11 protein-coding genes are annotated in these 16290 nt (G+C 59.0%); 7 read left to right on the forward strand and 4 right to left on the reverse strand.

Features of this window, described 5'->3' with window-relative positions:
* Positions 1-45: 45 nt before the first annotated feature.
* A complete protein-coding gene (glnA, locus tag ACA048_RS01695; protein WP_462032900.1) occupies positions 46-1452 on the reverse strand; it encodes a type I glutamate--ammonia ligase in 1407 nt (468 codons plus the stop codon).
* Positions 1453-1782: 330 nt separating this feature from the next.
* Between glnA and thiI the strand changes: the two genes are divergently transcribed.
* Positions 1783-3237: a tRNA uracil 4-sulfurtransferase ThiI gene (gene thiI, locus ACA048_RS01700; RefSeq protein WP_497627683.1), complete on the forward strand. Its 1455-nt coding sequence runs from the start codon at positions 1783-1785 to the stop codon at positions 3235-3237.
* A 160-nt stretch (positions 3238-3397) separates the two neighbouring features.
* Positions 3398-5218, forward strand: coding sequence for a translational GTPase TypA (gene typA, locus ACA048_RS01705; protein WP_090176728.1), 1821 nt, complete (start codon positions 3398-3400; stop codon positions 5216-5218).
* A 192-nt stretch (positions 5219-5410) separates the two neighbouring features.
* Here typA and ACA048_RS01710 read toward each other — a convergent pair whose 3' ends face one another.
* On the reverse strand, positions 5411-5851 hold the full coding sequence (locus ACA048_RS01710) for a YkgJ family cysteine cluster protein (protein ID WP_477802128.1): 441 nt from the start codon (positions 5849-5851) through the stop codon (positions 5411-5413).
* 260 nt (positions 5852-6111) lie between these two features.
* On the opposite strand from ACA048_RS01710, the gene ACA048_RS01715 reads away from it, so the two are divergent.
* From ACA048_RS01715 to ACA048_RS01735, 5 genes are all read left to right on the forward strand, one after another.
* Positions 6112-8562 (forward strand): glycogen/starch/alpha-glucan phosphorylase, encoded by a 2451-nt coding sequence (locus tag ACA048_RS01715; protein ID WP_497627684.1) that lies wholly within the window; start codon positions 6112-6114, stop codon positions 8560-8562.
* 221 nt (positions 8563-8783) lie between these two features.
* Positions 8784-12356 (forward strand): DUF2339 domain-containing protein, encoded by a 3573-nt coding sequence (locus tag ACA048_RS01720; RefSeq protein ID WP_497627685.1) that lies wholly within the window; start codon positions 8784-8786, stop codon positions 12354-12356.
* Entirely contained in the window at positions 12353-13726 is a 1374-nt protein-coding gene (locus ACA048_RS01725) for a DUF3999 domain-containing protein (RefSeq protein WP_497627686.1), read from the forward strand. Before ACA048_RS01720 ends, ACA048_RS01725 begins: the two co-directional genes overlap by 4 nt.
* A 188-nt stretch (positions 13727-13914) precedes the next feature.
* A complete protein-coding gene (locus ACA048_RS01730) occupies positions 13915-14925 on the forward strand; it encodes a class 1 fructose-bisphosphatase (RefSeq protein WP_129439239.1) in 1011 nt (336 codons plus the stop codon).
* A 3-nt stretch (positions 14926-14928) separates the two neighbouring features.
* Positions 14929-15531 (forward strand): DUF924 family protein, encoded by a 603-nt coding sequence (locus tag ACA048_RS01735; protein WP_497627687.1) that lies wholly within the window; start codon positions 14929-14931, stop codon positions 15529-15531.
* Between the two features lie 18 nt (positions 15532-15549).
* Here ACA048_RS01735 and ACA048_RS01740 read toward each other — a convergent pair whose 3' ends face one another.
* On the reverse strand, positions 15550-15882 hold the full coding sequence (locus ACA048_RS01740) for a type II toxin-antitoxin system RelE/ParE family toxin (RefSeq protein WP_497627688.1): 333 nt from the start codon (positions 15880-15882) through the stop codon (positions 15550-15552).
* Complete coding sequence (locus ACA048_RS01745) at positions 15879-16151, reverse strand: type II toxin-antitoxin system Phd/YefM family antitoxin (protein WP_497627689.1); 273 nt, start codon at positions 16149-16151, stop codon at positions 15879-15881. Before ACA048_RS01745 ends, ACA048_RS01740 begins: the two co-directional genes overlap by 4 nt.
* Positions 16152-16290: the final 139 nt, after the last annotated feature.

The following is a 16290-nucleotide window of genomic DNA, read 5'->3' on the forward strand; positions in this document are numbered from 1 at the left end:
AGAAGGCCTCTTTTTTGTCACGCCGCGTGCCGCAGCGCTACCGGATCAGCAGCTGTAGTACAGCTCATATTCCAGTGGGTGTACGAAGGTACGAACCTTGATTTCTTCTTCGCTTTTCAGGGCGATGTAAGCGTCGATGAAGTCGTCGCTGAAAACGCCGCCTTTGGTCAGGAACGCACGACCTTTGTCCAGCTCTTCCAGGGCTTCTTTCAGGCTGCCGCAAACTTGTGGGATTTCTTTCGCCTCTTCAGGCGGCAGGTCGTACAGGTTTTTGTCAGCAGCATCGCCTGGGTGGGTCTTGTTCTGGATACCGTCCAGGCCGGCCATTACCAAGGCTGCGAAGGCCAGGTACGGGTTGGCTGCTGGATCCGGGAAGCGGGCTTCGATACGGCGAGCGCGAGGGCTGGACACGTAAGGAATACGGATCGAAGCGGAACGGTTGCGAGCCGAGTAGGCAAGCATTACTGGAGCTTCGAAACCTGGGACCAGACGCTTGTAGGAGTTGGTCGACGGGTTGGTGAAGCCGTTCAGGGCCTTACCGTGCTTGATGATGCCGCCGATGAAGTACAGAGCGGTGTCGGACAGGCCGGCATAGCCTTCGCCAGCAAAGGTGTTCTTGCCATCTTTGGCGATGGACAGGTGAACGTGCATACCCGAACCGTTGTCGCCGTACAGAGGCTTAGGCATGAAGGTCGCGGTGCGGCCGTAAGCGACAGCCACGTTGTGTACGCAGTACTTCAGGGTCTGAACTTCGTCAGCCTTGGCGACCAGGGTGTTGAACTTCACACCGATTTCGTTCTGGCCGGCAGTCGCCACTTCGTGGTGGTGAACTTCGATGACCAGGCCCATTTCTTCCATGGCGTTGCACATGGAGGTACGGATTTCGTGGTCGTGGTCAAACGGTGGAACCGGGAAGTAACCGCCTTTGATACCTGGACGGTGGCCATGGTTGCCGCCTTCGATGTCCTGGTCGGACATCCACGAGCCTTGTTCGGAGAAGATTTTGAACATCGAGCCGGAGATGTCGGACTTGAACTTCACCTGATCGAAGATGAAGAACTCAGGCTCTGGACCTACGAATACGGTGTCGCCGATACCGGTCGACTTCAGGTATTCCTCGGCACGCTTGGCGATCGCACGTGGGTCGCGGTCGTAGCCTTGCATGGTCGACGGCTCGATGACGTCGCACACGATGATCAACGTTGGGTCTTCGGTGAACGGGTCGAGAACGGCGGTGCTGTCGTCTGGCAGCAGGATCATGTCGGAGGCTTCGATGCCTTTCCAGCCAGCGATGGAGGAGCCGTCGAACATTTTGCCTTCTTCGAAGAAAGCGTCATCCAGCGCGTCGCGAGCCGGCATGGTCACGTGGTGCTGAGTGCCTTTGGTGTCCGTGAAGCGCAGATCAATCCATTTGACGTCATGATCTTTGATGAGTTGAACCGACTTCGACATAGTGTCCTCCGGGTGGCTTCGGGCTTAGTAGTGGATGCCCTTAGAATGTGGGTGATGCCGGCGCGAATACTCTGCCAAGGCAACCTGCCTCACAAGGGAGCAAATTGCATGCCAGTGCCCCACCATGGGTTTTTTGCTCCAATTTCATGCTTATAAAGGTACAAACGGTCATTAGGCGGAAATTCTCGCCCTACAATGTGGCGTTAAAATCCGGAAATGACCTGTTTTGGTGCGCGCAAAACCTTCTGAACATTAACTGGTTAAACCTTGAGCAATTTCCGCTATAATCCGCGCCCCCCTTTTTCGGCTGGCCCAGCGCGCGCTGTTTTCATGAAACTAATCGTAAAAGTCTTCCCCGAGATCACCATCAAGAGCCGCCCGGTACGGATGCGTTTCATCCGTCAATTGGCTAAAAACATCCGCACCGTGCTCCGCGACCTGGACCCGGCCGTGGTGGTGAACGGTGTGTGGGACAATCTCGAACTGGAAACCCGCGTCAGCGAGCCGAAAGCCCTGAAAGAGATGACCGAGCGCCTGAGCTGCATGCCGGGCATTGCGCATTTCCTGCAGGTCGATGAATACCCGTTGGGCGATTTCGACGACATCGTCGCCAAGTGCAAGCAGCACTTCGGTGATTCACTGGCCGGGAAGATCTTCTCGGTGCGCTGCAAGCGCGCAGGCAAGCACGAATTCAGCTCGATGGATGTCGAAAAATATGTCGGCAGCCAACTGCGTCGTCAGTGTGGTGCCGCCGGAATCTCGCTCAAAGAGCCGGAAATCGAAGTTCGCATCGAAATTCGCGACAAACGGTTGTTCGTAATCCACAGCCAGCACAACAGCATCGGTGGATATCCGCTGGGTGCCTTGGAACAGACGCTTGTGCTGATGTCCGGCGGCTTCGATTCCACCGTGGCGGCGTACCAGATCATGCGCCGTGGCCTGATGAGCCATTTCTGCTTCTTCAATTTGGGCGGAAGGGCCCATGAACTGGGCGTCATGGAAGTCGCGCACTTCATCTGGAAGAAGTACGGAAGCTCCCAACGCGTGTTATTTGTCAGTGTGCCGTTCGAGGAAGTACTGGGAGAAATTCTCGGGAAAGTCGATAACAGTCATATGGGTGTAGTTTTGAAGCGTATGATGTTGCGCGCTGCTTCCCGTATTGCTGATCGGTTGGACATTGAAGCGCTGGTCACCGGTGAAGCGATTTCCCAGGTGTCGAGCCAGACGTTGCCGAACCTGTCCGTGATCGACTGCGTGACCGACAAGCTGGTCTTGCGTCCGCTGATCGCCAGTCACAAGCAGGACATCATCGACCTGGCCAACGAAATCGGGACTGCCGACTTCGCCAAGCACATGCCGGAATACTGCGGGGTCATCTCGGTGAACCCAAAGACCCACGCCAAGCGTCCGCGCGTGGAGCATGAAGAGAAAGAATTCGACATGGCGGTCCTTGAGCGTGCGCTCGAGAACGCCAAACTGGTACCGATCGATCGCGTCATCGACGAATTGGGCCAGGACTTGCAGATTGAAGAAGTCAGCGAAGCGCTGGCGGGGCAAATCGTCATCGACATCCGTCACCCGGATGCCGCTGAAGATGACCCGCTGGCCCTGGCTGGTATCGAGGTACAAGCGATGCCTTTCTATGCATTGAACGCTCGTTTCAAGGAACTGGACCCTACTCGCCAGTACCTGCTGTATTGCGACAAAGGCGTGATGAGTCGCCTGCATGCCCACCATTTGCTCAGTGAGGGGCATGCCAATGTGCGCGTTTATCGACCGAGCTAAGAGCCCGGGGCTGTTTGCCTGTGGCCTGCGTCACCGGCCCCCCGACTCTGCCGTCCGGCCCCCCGACTCTGCCGTAAAGCTGTAACGGCAAGGCCTGACTCTACTGTTAATCGCTGCCAAGACTTGTCAGCACACCGAATCCTCTGATCGAGATACACAAGTGATCGAAAATCTACGCAACATCGCCATCATTGCTCACGTTGACCATGGTAAAACCACCCTGGTAGACAAACTCTTGCGTCAATCCGGCACCCTGGAGCGCAACGAGCTCAACGACGAGCGCGTGATGGACTCCAACGACCAGGAGAAAGAGCGCGGTATTACCATTCTGGCGAAAAACACCGCCATCAACTGGAACGGCTACCACATCAACATCGTGGACACCCCGGGCCACGCCGACTTCGGCGGCGAAGTTGAACGCGTAATGTCGATGGTTGACTCCGTTCTGCTGCTGGTTGACGCTCAAGACGGCCCTATGCCGCAAACCCGTTTCGTGACCAAGAAGGCTTTCGAAGCCGGCCTGCGTCCAATCGTGGTCATCAACAAGGTTGACCGTCCAGGCGCGCGTCCGGACTGGGTTCTGGACCAGATCTTCGACCTGTTCGACAACCTGGGTGCCACCGAAGAACAGCTGGACTTCAAAGTCGTCTACGCCTCGGCCCTGAACGGCATTGCCGGTCTGGAACACACCGACATGGCTGAAGACATGACCCCGCTGTACCAGTCGATCGTCGACAACGTACCTGCGCCGAAAGTCGACCGTGACGGCCCGTTCCAGATGCAAATCTCCGCTCTGGACTACAACAGCTTCCTGGGTGTTATCGGCGTTGGCCGTATCGCTCGTGGTCGCATCAAGCCGAACACTCCGGTTGTCGCTATCGACGCCGACGGCAAGAAGCGCAACGGCCGTATCCTGAAGCTGATGGGTCACCACGGTCTGCACCGTATCGACGTTGAAGAAGCAGCTGCCGGCGACATCGTCTGCATCAGCGGCTTCGACCAGCTGTTCATCTCCGACACTCTGTGCGACCCACTGAACGTCGAAGCGATGAAGCCGCTGACCGTTGACGAGCCAACCGTTTCCATGACCTTCCAGGTAAACGACTCGCCTTTCTGCGGTAAAGAAGGCAAGTTCGTGACCAGCCGTAACATCAAGGAACGTCTGGACAAAGAACTGCTCTACAACGTTGCCCTGCGCGTTGAAGAAGGCGACACCGCCGACAAGTTCAAAGTCTCCGGCCGTGGTGAGCTGCACCTCTCGGTACTGATCGAAACCATGCGTCGCGAAGGCTTCGAAATGGGTGTTGGTCGTCCGGAAGTGATCATCCGCATGGTTGACGGCGTCAAGCACGAACCGTACGAAAACGTGACCATCGACCTGCCAGAAGAATCGCAAGGTTCGATCATGGAGCAGATCGGTATCCGTAAGGGCGACCTGACCAACATGGTTCCGGATGGCAAGGGCCGTGTGCGCCTTGAGTACAACATCCCGGCTCGTGGCCTGATCGGTTTCCGTAACGAGTTCCTGACCCTGACCTCCGGTGCAGGCATCCTGACCTCGATCTTCGACCGTTACGACGTGATGAAGTCCGGCGACATGTCCGGCCGTCAGAACGGCGTGCTGGTTTCGGTTGCTACCGGTAAGGCTCTGACTTACTCGCTGGAAACCCTGCAAGCTCGCGGCAAACTGTTCCTGGGTCACGGTGAAGACGTGTACGAAGGTCAAATCGTCGGCATCAACAGCCGCGACAACGATCTGGGCGTCAACCCAACCAAAGGCAAGAAGCTCGACAACATGCGTGCTTCGGGTAAAGACGAAACCATCGCTCTGGTTCCGCCTATCCGCTTCACTCTGGAACAGGCTCTGGAATTCGTTCAAGAAGACGAACTGTGTGAAGTCACTCCTAAGTCCATCCGTCTTCGCAAGAAGATCCTGGGCGAAAGCGAGCGTACCCGCGCTGCGAAGAAGTCCGGTAACTAAGTTATTTAGTTAGCTGACAAAAAAACGCCCCCGACCGCAAGGTCGGGGGCGTTTTTGTTTGTCTGGGGTTTTTGCGGTGTTTGTACCGGCCCCTTCGCGAGCAAGCCCGCTCCCACAGGAGAACGCATTTCAATGGGGGAGCGGGCTTGCTCGCGAAGGCGGACTGTCAGACGCCGAAGAACTCAGCGCAGATTAAAACTTATCGAGCGGCCGACGGCTGGCGCTGGTCTCACGCGCCACTTCCTTGGGCTTGTAAGCGCAATACCCCGGCCGTGGTCCGATTTTCGGGTGGTTGCGGCAAGTATCCGGGCGTTTTTCATAAATAGTGCACAGACGGCTCTTACGATCCAGGTACAGGCAATCGTTGTTGCTCATGCGCTGGAGGGTGAAGATCTCGGTCTTCTGGCTGTAACGCTCGACGATCCCTTCCTTCTGCAGGCGCTTGGCGATGTTTTTCGCCGGCTCGCCGCGCTCGAACTCGTCGACGATGCCGATGCGGATCAGATCCTTGATCTTGACCTCGACCGGCAGTGTGCAGCAGCTGGACACGCAGGAACCGCACATCGGCGCAGAGTACTTGGCCCAGGTATCGAGGCGATCGATCTCTGCGGCGGCGATCAGGTTGGGCTTCATCATCGGTTGTTACCAGCTACATGCATCAGGGCGCGCGATCATACCGGGACTGGTGGATTTTTGAACAACCTTTCGCCAGTTTTTTTCTGTATCGCCCAAAGGGCACCGCTAATCCGGCACGGCCCCTGCATTGATTCAGGCACATGACAAGGTAATGTCGACCTATCTCGCACTAACAGGAAAAACTGCCGAACCAGAGCCCCCACCGTCTGTCAGACCGTCTAGGCTCAACAATTCCACGCTCGCTCGAGGTCCTATCGATGACTCAAGAACCACTTGTTCGCGAAGCAGAGGTGGCCGCATTCCGCGACGCCGTCTTGACCAAACTCACCTACGCGGTGGGTAAAGACCCGGATCATGCCTTCGACCACGACTGGTTTGAAGCCATCGCCCTGGCGGCACGGGACCACATGGTCGAGCACTGGATGGACCACACCCGGCAGATCTACCGCAAAGGGCAGAAACGGGTTTATTACCTCTCCCTCGAATTTCTCATCGGGCGGTTGCTCTATGACAGCCTGAGCAACCTTGGCTTGCTCGACGTCGCCCGCGAAGCGCTGACCGAACTCGGTGTCGACCTCGAGCGCATCCGCCTGTTGGAGCCCGACGCGGCGCTGGGCAACGGCGGCCTCGGTCGTCTGGCGGCGTGCTTCATGGAAAGCATGTCGACCCTCGGCATCGCCGGCCACGGTTACGGCATTCGTTATGAACACGGTTTGTTCCGTCAGGCCATCGTCGATGGCTGGCAGCAGGAGCAGACCGAACACTGGCTGGACTTCGGTAACCCGTGGGAATTCGAGCGACCAGAAGTCGTTTACCCGATCGGCTTCGGCGGCGGCGTCGAAACCGTCATCGATGAAAACGGCAAAACCAAACAAGTCTGGTCCCCGGCGGAAACGGTGCGAGCGATTGCTTATGACACCCCGGTAGTCGGCTGGCGCGGGGCGAGCGTCAACACGTTGCGTTTGTGGCGCGCCCGGGCGATGGAAGATTTGCACCTGGAGCGCTTCAACGCCGGTGACCACTTGGGCGCGGTAGCGGAAGTGGCTCGCGCCGAAAGTATCTCCCGCGTTCTTTATCCAGCGGACAGCACCGAAGCCGGTCAGGAACTGCGCCTGCGTCAGGAATACTTTTTCGTCGCCGCGTCCTTGCAGGACTTGCTGCGCCGCCATCGCAACATGCACACCTCCGTGCTGACCCTGGGCGACCACGCGGCGATCCAGCTCAACGACACTCACCCCTCGATTGCCGTGGCCGAATTGATGCGCCAGCTGGTCGATGTCTACGACGTGGCGTGGGATGCAGCGTGGCAAGTCACCGTCGACACGTTGTCGTACACCAACCACACGCTGTTGCCCGAAGCGCTGGAAACCTGGCCGGTCGGTTTGATGGAGCGGATGTTGCCACGGCACATGCAGATCATTTACCTGATCAACGCCCAACACATCGACTCCCTGCGGGCCAAGGGCATTCATGACTTCGACGTGTTGCGCGCGGTGTCGCTGATCGAAGAAGACAACGGTCGCCGTGTGCGCATGGGCAACCTCGCGTTCCTCGGCTCGCACAGCGTAAACGGCGTGTCAGGGCTGCACACGCAGCTGATGCGCAAAACCGTGTTCTCCGAACTGCACAAGCTCTACCCGGACCGGATCAACAACAAGACCAACGGCATCACCTTCCGCCGCTGGCTCTACCAGGCCAATCCGGAACTGACGTCAATGATGGTCGATGCCCTCGGGCCTGATTTGCTGGATAACCCCGAAGGGCGCTTGCTCGACCTGGAACCGTTCGCCGAGAAAGCAGCATTCCGCAAGGCGTTTGCCGAACAGCGGCTGCACAGTAAAAAAGCCCTGGCCTACCTGATTCACGAGCGATTGGGGGTGGCGGTGAACCCGGCGGCGATGTTCGACGTGCAGGTAAAACGGATCCACGAATACAAACGCCAGTTGCTTAATCTGATGCACACCGTGGCGCTGTATCAGGCGATTCGGGCCGAGCCGGAAATCGACTGGGTGCCGCGCGTGAAGATCTTCGCCGGCAAGGCCGCCGCCAGTTATCACCAGGCCAAGCTGATCATCAAGTTGACCAACGACATCGCCCGGGTGGTGAACAACGATCCGACCGTGCGCGGTTTGCTCAAAGTGGTGTTCCTGCCCAACTACAACGTCAGCCTGGCAGAGAGCATTATTCCGGCGGCGGATTTATCGGAACAGATTTCCACCGCAGGCTTCGAGGCTTCCGGCACCAGCAACATGAAGTTCGGCCTCAACGGGGCACTGACCATTGGCACCCTGGACGGCGCCAACGTAGAAATGTCCGAGCGCATCGGCGTCGAACACATGTTCATCTTCGGTCTCAGTGCGCAGCAGGTTGAGGCGCGCAAGCAGAACCACGAGTTCAATGCGACGCCGGACATCGCGGCGTCTCATCGACTCAATGACGTGCTGCAAGCGATTCGCGGCGGGGTGTTCTCGCCGGATGATCCGTCCCGTTACACCGGGCTGATTGATTCGCTGGTGGATTACGACCGCTTCCTGGTGTGCGCCGATTTCGACTCTTACTGGAATGCGCAGATGCGCGTCGAAGCCCATTGGCACGACTCCAAGGAATGGTGGCGTTCGGCAGTGTTGAGCACGTCGCGGATGGGTTGGTTCTCTTCAGACAGGACCATTCGCGAGTACGCCACGGAAATCTGGAAGGCGCTGGAGTAACGTTTCGCAATAATTTGCGTGCACGGCCCGACGGTGTCGGGCCTGGTCGATATACTAAGCACCAGTTTCAGTGAGCGCTGCGCGCTCAATCGCGGGCAAGCCACGCTCCCACAGGATTGCATGAGCCGTCAGAACGACGCATGACCTGTGGGAGCGTGGCTTGCCCGCGATGACGTCCGTGCAGGCGCCACAAGGCAATGGGCCGCTTAGGGATATCGACCATGCAATGGATTTTAATGCTGATCGGGCTGGTGCTCGGCTGGATACTCGACGAGTCGTTCAGTGATGCACTGTTGGGCGCGTTGCTCGGCTTGGGTATCGGCCAGGCCATTAGTATTACTCGCTTAGGTTCACAAGCTGCCGGGCAGCACCTTCTACTGGAGCAGACGCAGGTAGCGCTGAATGCGGTGCAGCAACGCCTGGCCTTGCTGGAAGTGTCCGGCGTCAAAGTGCCTGAAACCAGCGAGTCAGTTGCCAGCGAGCCCGTACCTCCTCCCGAATTTACCCTCGACGAAATCCCTGCCGAAACCCCGGAACTGGTCTGGGACCTCCCTCCCGAGCTCGAACCGATCACCGCTGTGGCGACTGAAACCAGTCATCCACTGCCTGCCGACGCCTGGAAACCCGAGCCGCAAACCCCCGCCACCCCGCGCGGCCCCAACCTCATTGATCGCGCCATCAGCGGCGCGCGCGCCTGGCTGTTCGGCGGTAACACTGTGCTGCGGGTCGGCGTGGTGCTGTTGTTCCTCGGTCTGGCCTTTTTACTGCGGTATGCGACCGAAGGCATGGTCGTGCCGATTGAGCTGCGTTACGCCGGCGTCGCGGCGGCTGCATTGGGGCTGCTCGGTCTGGGTTGGTGGCTGCGTCATCGCAACAATAATTACGCGTTGATGCTGCAAGGCACGGGCATTGCCGTGCTGTACCTGACGGTGTTCGCCGCCATGCGTTTGCATCCGCTGCTGGATCCGACGGCAGCGCTTGGCTTGCTGGTGGCGGTGACGGCGTTCTCAGCGATTCTGGCGATCACCCAGGATTCATTGGCGCTGGCCTGCGCCGCCGCGCTGGGCGGTTTTGCCGCGCCGATTCTGACCTCTACCGGTGCCGGTAGCCACGTCGCGCTGTTCAGCTACTTCGCCTTGCTCAACGCCGGCATCCTCGCCATCGCCTGGTTCAAGGCCTGGCGGTTGCTCAACCTGATTGGCTTCGTCGGCACCTTCGGCATCGGTTTCGCTTGGGGCCTGCGTTCCTACACGCCAGAGTTGCTGTGGAGCACCGAGCCGTTCCTGATTGTGTTTTTCCTGATGTACCTGGCCATCGGCCTGCTGTTCGCCCGGCGCAAGTTGCTGGAAATGAGCGATGCGCCCGAGGACGATAGCCGCGAGGCGCTGCTGCGCTGGTCGGCACGCAAAGGTGATTACGTCGACGGAACGATGCTGTTTGGGCCGCCGCTGGTGGGCTTCGGTTTGCAGTTCGCGCTGGTCCAGCACCTTGAATTTGCCGCCGCGTTCAGCGCATTGGCACTGGGCATGATCTACATGGGCCTGGCCCGTTTGCTGATGGGCGGTCGCGCGTTGTTGCTGGCAGAAACTTGCCTGGCACTGGGTGTGATTTTCGCCAGCCTGGCGATTCCTTTGGGCCTCGATGCGCGCTGGACCGCCGCGGCCTGGGCCGTCGAAGGCGCCGGGATTTTCTGGCTCGGCTTGCGTCAGCAACGTCCGTTGGCCAGGGCCTTTGCCTTGCTGCTGCAACTGGGCTCGGCGCTGGCGTTTCTCAGTGAGCTGCGGATCGGCGAAAGCAGCCTGCTCGATGGCGCACCGTTGGGCGCGTTGATGCTCGGCGTGGCGTTGCTGTTCAGCTTCTATCAATTGCGTAAAGCCTTGCCGGAACAGACTGCTCAATGGGAGCGCAAGGGGCTGCCGGTTCTGGCTTGCCTTGGCCTGACGTTCCTTTATCTGCTGGCGCCGTTGTTTTTCTTCACCCACGGTACGGCGATCAGTTGGGCGCTGGCCGGTCTGGCGACGTTGTTTGTCGGTCTGCGTCTGCAGTCGCGCACGTTCCTGTTCACCGCGTTTGCCGTGCAGTTGCTCGGCGGTGCGTTGTTCCTGCTGCGGCTGCAAGGTGGCGGTGATGAGTCTGCGGCGGTGTTCAGCGCTGGCTGGAGCGGTTTGCTCAGTGCCTCGCTGATCGGTCTGGCGTTGATCGCCGGTATGTTGCTGGCGGCGCGCGATGAGATGGTGCGCAGCGACGTACGACTGTTACGCGGGTTGTCGGTGGTGTTGCTGGCCGGTCTGGTGCTGATCAATCTGGCCGTGCTGTTCGTCCTGCCGTGGCAGACCGCGAGCGCGGTGTGGGCGGCCAGTGGTTTGTTCATCATCTGGTTGAGCCTGTACCTGAAGCAGCGCGTGAGTTTTGTCTTCGGTTTGCTGTTGCAGGTGATCGGCGGCGCGGCGTTCCTGTTTGCCGGGCCGGACCTGCTCTTACCTTTGGCCAGCGAAGGACTGAAGCCACTGGCGCACAGCGGTTTCTGGACGCCGTTGGTATTAGGTTTGGCAGCGCTGGTCGGGGCTTGGCGATTGCAGCTTGGCAACCACGCTTCGGCGTTCGATGTGCTGAGCTTGCAGCGTTTGTCCGAAGTGCTGCTGGTATGGGGGGCGGGTTGGTGGGCGCTGGCCTGGATCAGTGAAGTGCTGCGTTTTGCGCCGGTAAACCTGCAAGCGACGTTGTTGCTGGCGGTCGCGGCAGTCAGCGTGGCGCTATGGACGGCGTTGGCGCTGCGCTTGAAATGGTCGTCGCTGGGTTTGCTCTGCACCTTGCTGATGCCGGCGGCCGGCGTGGTGCTGCTTGCGGCGTGGCACTCGCGTTATCACCCGGCGGCCAGTTTTGGTTGGCTGGCCTGGGCGGCGGTGTTCGTCGTGCATTTCATTTCGCTGAAGCGACTGGCGCCCATGTTGCTGGCGCGCGCGGTCAGCACTGCGCATGTGCTCGGTTGCTGGCTGTTGATCGGTGTGCTGGCGCTGGAACTGCGTTACGGCTTGCTGCTGTTGTCCGAGCAGTACAACGCCTGGCGTTGGTTGGGCTGGGCGATTCTGCCGAGTCTGTACCTGGTGCTGATGGCGGCGCCGCGTAATTGGCCGTGGCCGGTGTCGGCGTATCCCCGCGAATACCGACTGTATGCGGCGGCACCGCTGGCGCTGCTGATGCTCGGTTGGTTCTGGCTGGCGAACGTGGTCAGCGACGGCACCGCCGAACCGCTGCCGTATATACCGTTGATCAACCCGCTAGAGTTGGGCCTGCTGTTTGCGCTGTTCGGTGTCTACGCCTGGTCGCGCAGCGCCGTGACGCAACTGGCCATCCGCAAGGATTACGCCGAACACGCCACGCAATTGATCGCCGGGGTTTCGCTGTTCGTGTTCTTCACCGCGTTGGTGATGCGCACCGCGCACCATTGGGGCGGTGTGCCGTTCGAATTCGATGCGTTGCTGGAATCGATGCTGGTGCAGGCCGGCCTGTCCATCGTCTGGACCCTCATGGCGCTGAGCCTGATGATCGGCGGCCATTTGCGCCATCGTCGCGAGGTCTGGCTGATCGGTGCGGCGCTGATTGGCGTGGTGGTGGCCAAGCTGTTCTTTGTTGAATTGAGTAACCGCGGCGGGCTGGCGCGGATCGTCTCGTTTATCGGCGTTGGCGTGTTGCTGCTGGTGGTGGGCTATTTCGCGCCACTGCCGCCCAAGCGTCCCGAGGCTGTGCCGGAGTCTGAAAAACCGGCCCCGGAAACCGAAGGAGTGTCGTCTTGAGTCAGAAGCTGAACCTGGGCTGGTTGGGCGCGGTGGCGCTGGGTGTGACGCTGTCGGTCGGCGCGCAGGAGCAATCGGCGGACTTCACCACTCAAGTGCCGTTGTCCGTAAGCGGCGAAGGCCCGTGGTATCGCCTTGATTTACCGTTGAGCGTGCAGTTGAATGCGCGGCAAACCGATCTGAGCGACGTGCGCGTGTTCAACGCGGCGGGTCAGGTGCAGGCGTATGCCTTGGCGCGAGAACCGGCCCAGACCCGTGAAAATCGCACGCTGACCGACGTGAAGTGGTTCCCGCTGTACAACTCGGCGGAGTCCACAGATCGCGCGCCCAGTGTGCGGGTGCAATCGAGCGCCAACGGCACGTTGGTCGAAGTGCAGCCGTCCAGCCAGTTGGAGGCGGGCGAAGAAGTCCTGCGCGGCTGGTTGCTCGATGCCAGCGGCATCAAGGCGCCGTTGCAGCAATTGGTCCTCGACTGGACCAGCGAGCGCGACGGCTTCCAGCAGTTCAGCATCGAAGCCAGCGACGATCTGCAGCACTGGCAGTCGTGGGGCCAAGGGCAGGTCGCACGGCTGGCGTTTGCCGATGAACGGGTCGAGCAGCATGAAGTCAGCCTGCCAGGGCAATCAGCGCGCTATCTGCGCTTGTTATGGAGTTCACCACAACCGGCGCCAGCGCTGACGTCGGCGCGGCTGGAAAGCGCGAGCATCCGCAGCTTGCCGCTGCCGTTGGTCTGGTCGCAACCGTTGGCCGGCAGCAGCGCGAAGGCCGGTGAATACACTTGGCAATTGCCGATGGGGCTGAATGTCGAGCGGGTGCAGGTCGAACTGAGTCAGCCCAACAGTCTGGCGCCGGTCACCTTGTCCGGTCGCCGCGAGAGCAGCTTGCCGTGGCAGCCGCTGGGCAGCGGTTTGCTGTATCGCCTGACCCAGAATGGCCAGGACGTGGTGCAGAACGAATTGCAGCTGCCGGGGCAAACCGTGCAGCAATTGAAGCTGGTCGTGGACGAGCGCGGTGGTGGCCTGGGTGCTGAAGCACCGACGCTGAAGTTCGCCGTGCGTTCGACGCAGCTGGTGTTCCTGGCGCGTGGCCCCGGGCCTTATACGCTGGCGCTGGGGAATGCGACGGTGAAAGCGGCGAGCTTGCCGTTGTCGACGCTGATTCCGGATTACAGCGCGCAGAAGCTGGTGACATTGGGTAAGGCTGTGGTGGCGAGCGATGGCGTGGTTTCGCCAGTGTCTACATCGATAGCGCCTGCGATGGCTGGCACGAACTGGAAGAAATTCGGGTTGTGGGCGGTGTTGTTGCTGAGTGTGCTGGTTCTGGCGGCGATGGCGTTCAGCTTGCTGCGCAAACCCTCCGTGAAACCCTGATAGCAATCTTGAAAACACCAAGTACTCGAATCTGCCACCTGCCGCCGGTCCACATCCGCCCCGTTTCGAACTACGCTAAACCCCGCGCATGAACTCTCTTGGGTGTATCACGTCTGATAGGAGGAAATGCGCCTCGACTCGCGTTAAACTGCGCGGGTTTTTAGCCCCCCATTCCACCGGAGCCTTCCATGTCCCGCGTTACCCTGAGTCGCTATTTGATTGAGCAGACCCGTAGCAACAACACTCCTGCCGATCTGCGTTTCCTGATCGAAGTGGTGGCGCGTGCTTGCAAAGAAATCAACCACGCCGTGTCCAAAGGCGCCTTGGGTGGTGTTCTGGGCAGCATGGGCACTGAAAACGTCCAAGGTGAAGTGCAGAAGAAACTCGACGTGATCTCCAACGAGATCCTGCTCGAAGCCAACGAATGGGGCGGTCACTTGGCCGGCATGGCGTCCGAAGAAATGGACAATGCCTACCAGATCCCGGGCAAATACCCGAAAGGCGCGTACCTGCTGGTTTTCGACCCGCTGGACGGTTCGTCGAACATCGATATCAACGCGCCGGTCGGTACGATCTTCTCGGTGCTGCGTTGCCCGAACGAATACCTGAGCCAGAACGAGCCCTTGAACGAAAAGGCTTTCCTGCAGCCAGGCACCGAGCAAGTGGCTGCCGGTTACGCGATCTACGGTCCACAGACCATGTTGATCCTGACCTTGGGTGATGGCGTCAAAGGCTTTACCCTGGACCGTGAAATGGGCAGCTTCGTGCTGACCCATGAAGACATCAAGATCCCGACCTCCACTCAGGAATTCGCGATCAACGCCTCCAATCAGCGTCACTGGGAAGCGCCGGTACAACGCTACGTCGGCGAATTGCTGGCGGGCGAAGAGGGCCCGCTGAAAAAGAACTACAACATGCGCTGGGTCGCCGCGATGGTTGCGGACGTGCACCGCATCCTGACCCGTGGCGGTCTGTTCATGTACCCGCGCGATAGCCGCGAGCCATCCAAGCCGGGCAAGCTGCGTCTGATGTACGAAGCCAATCCGATGTCGTTCCTGGTTGAACAGGCTGGTGGCGCCTCCACCGATGGCCATCAGCGCATCCTCGACATCAAGCCTGACGGCCTGCACCAGCGTGTCGCCGTGTTCCTGGGTTCGAAAGAAGAAGTCGAACGCGTCACGGCTTACCACAAGGAATAAACCATGACCGCACCCTGGCAGCCGTTGCTCGATTGGTGGTTCGGTAAGGCCGAATCGCCTGACGAAGTGGCGACTGACAAGGGCAAGTTATGGTTCGGCAAGCGCGACAGCCAGGACCTCGAAGCGCAGGCGCGTTTCGGGGACCGGGTCGAGCAGGCACTGGCCGGTGGACTGACTGACTGGGCGCAACGCCCCGAAGGTTGGTTGGCTCTGGTGCTGCTGCTCGATCAACTCCCGCGAATGATCTATCGCGATACTCCCAAATCCTTTTCTGGCGATCTCAGGGCTCAGGCACTGGTGGCGCAAGGCATTGCTGCGGATTTTGATCGGCAGTTGCAGCCGATTCAGCGGGTGTTTATCTACCTGGTGCTGGAGCATTGCGAGCACCTGGCAGTGCAGAACGAAGCCGTTTCGCGGTTCATCGAATTGGTGGCGCAGCAACCGGAGCCTGATCGGGCGGTGTTTGCCGATAATCTGGATTATGCCGAGCGGCATCGGGACGTGATTGCGCGGTTTGGGCGGTTTCCGCATCGCAATGCGATGTTGGGGCGGGAGTCTACGACTGAGGAGTTGGAGTTTCTCAGCAGGCCAGGCTCGCATTTTTAGACGCGATGGGCCTCGAACTTACGGATTCCCTTGAAACAGGCGCCTCATCAGTAGTGTTGGCAGGTTTTTCCGAGTATCTGCAATGATGTGGACATAGACCGTTTGGTCTCGTACTTCATAAATGATCCTGTTCATTCCTGAAAGTATTTGTCGGTACTGTCTGAGGTGGAGCTTCTCGATTTCTTCAGGGATTGATCCTGAATAGGGCTGCGCCCCCAAGTGGCGGATGGCTGATTTCAAAGAGGTATAGGTGCTTTGCCAGGTTTGGGTGGAAAACTGTTTGATGAGATAGGTACGAAGTTCTTTTAAGTCTGTTTCGGCGGACTGAAGAATGACGACCTTTAAACTCATTGATGGTCGGCCTTGTCCAGTTCAGCGAAGACGTCTTCGGCATCGCGAAATTTGCCTTCTTCAATCTCACGATTACCCATTGCCAAGAGTTTTAAAAGGGCCATCGTGTCTTCTTGCTCTTCGAAGCTTTTCACGTCCATTACCACGAGCTTTGCTTCACCATTTTGGGTGATGACCAAGGGCTCACGGCTTTCTGTAATCGATTTGACGATTTCTGCTGTATGGCTTTTCAGGTAGCTGATTGGCTTGATTTGAGATGAAAGCTTCATGGAGTGAGCCTCGCCAGGTTGAGTAGGACCGAGTTTAGTCTTAATTCAGTCCTGCGTCAGGTGCTGCCGACCGGCGTTTTCTCAACGGGCATTGATCCAGGTATTAGAGATTCAATGCGGCTGATGCCGCCTTCGCTGG

The organism is Pseudomonas sp. LBUM1659 (genome assembly GCF_059716045.1).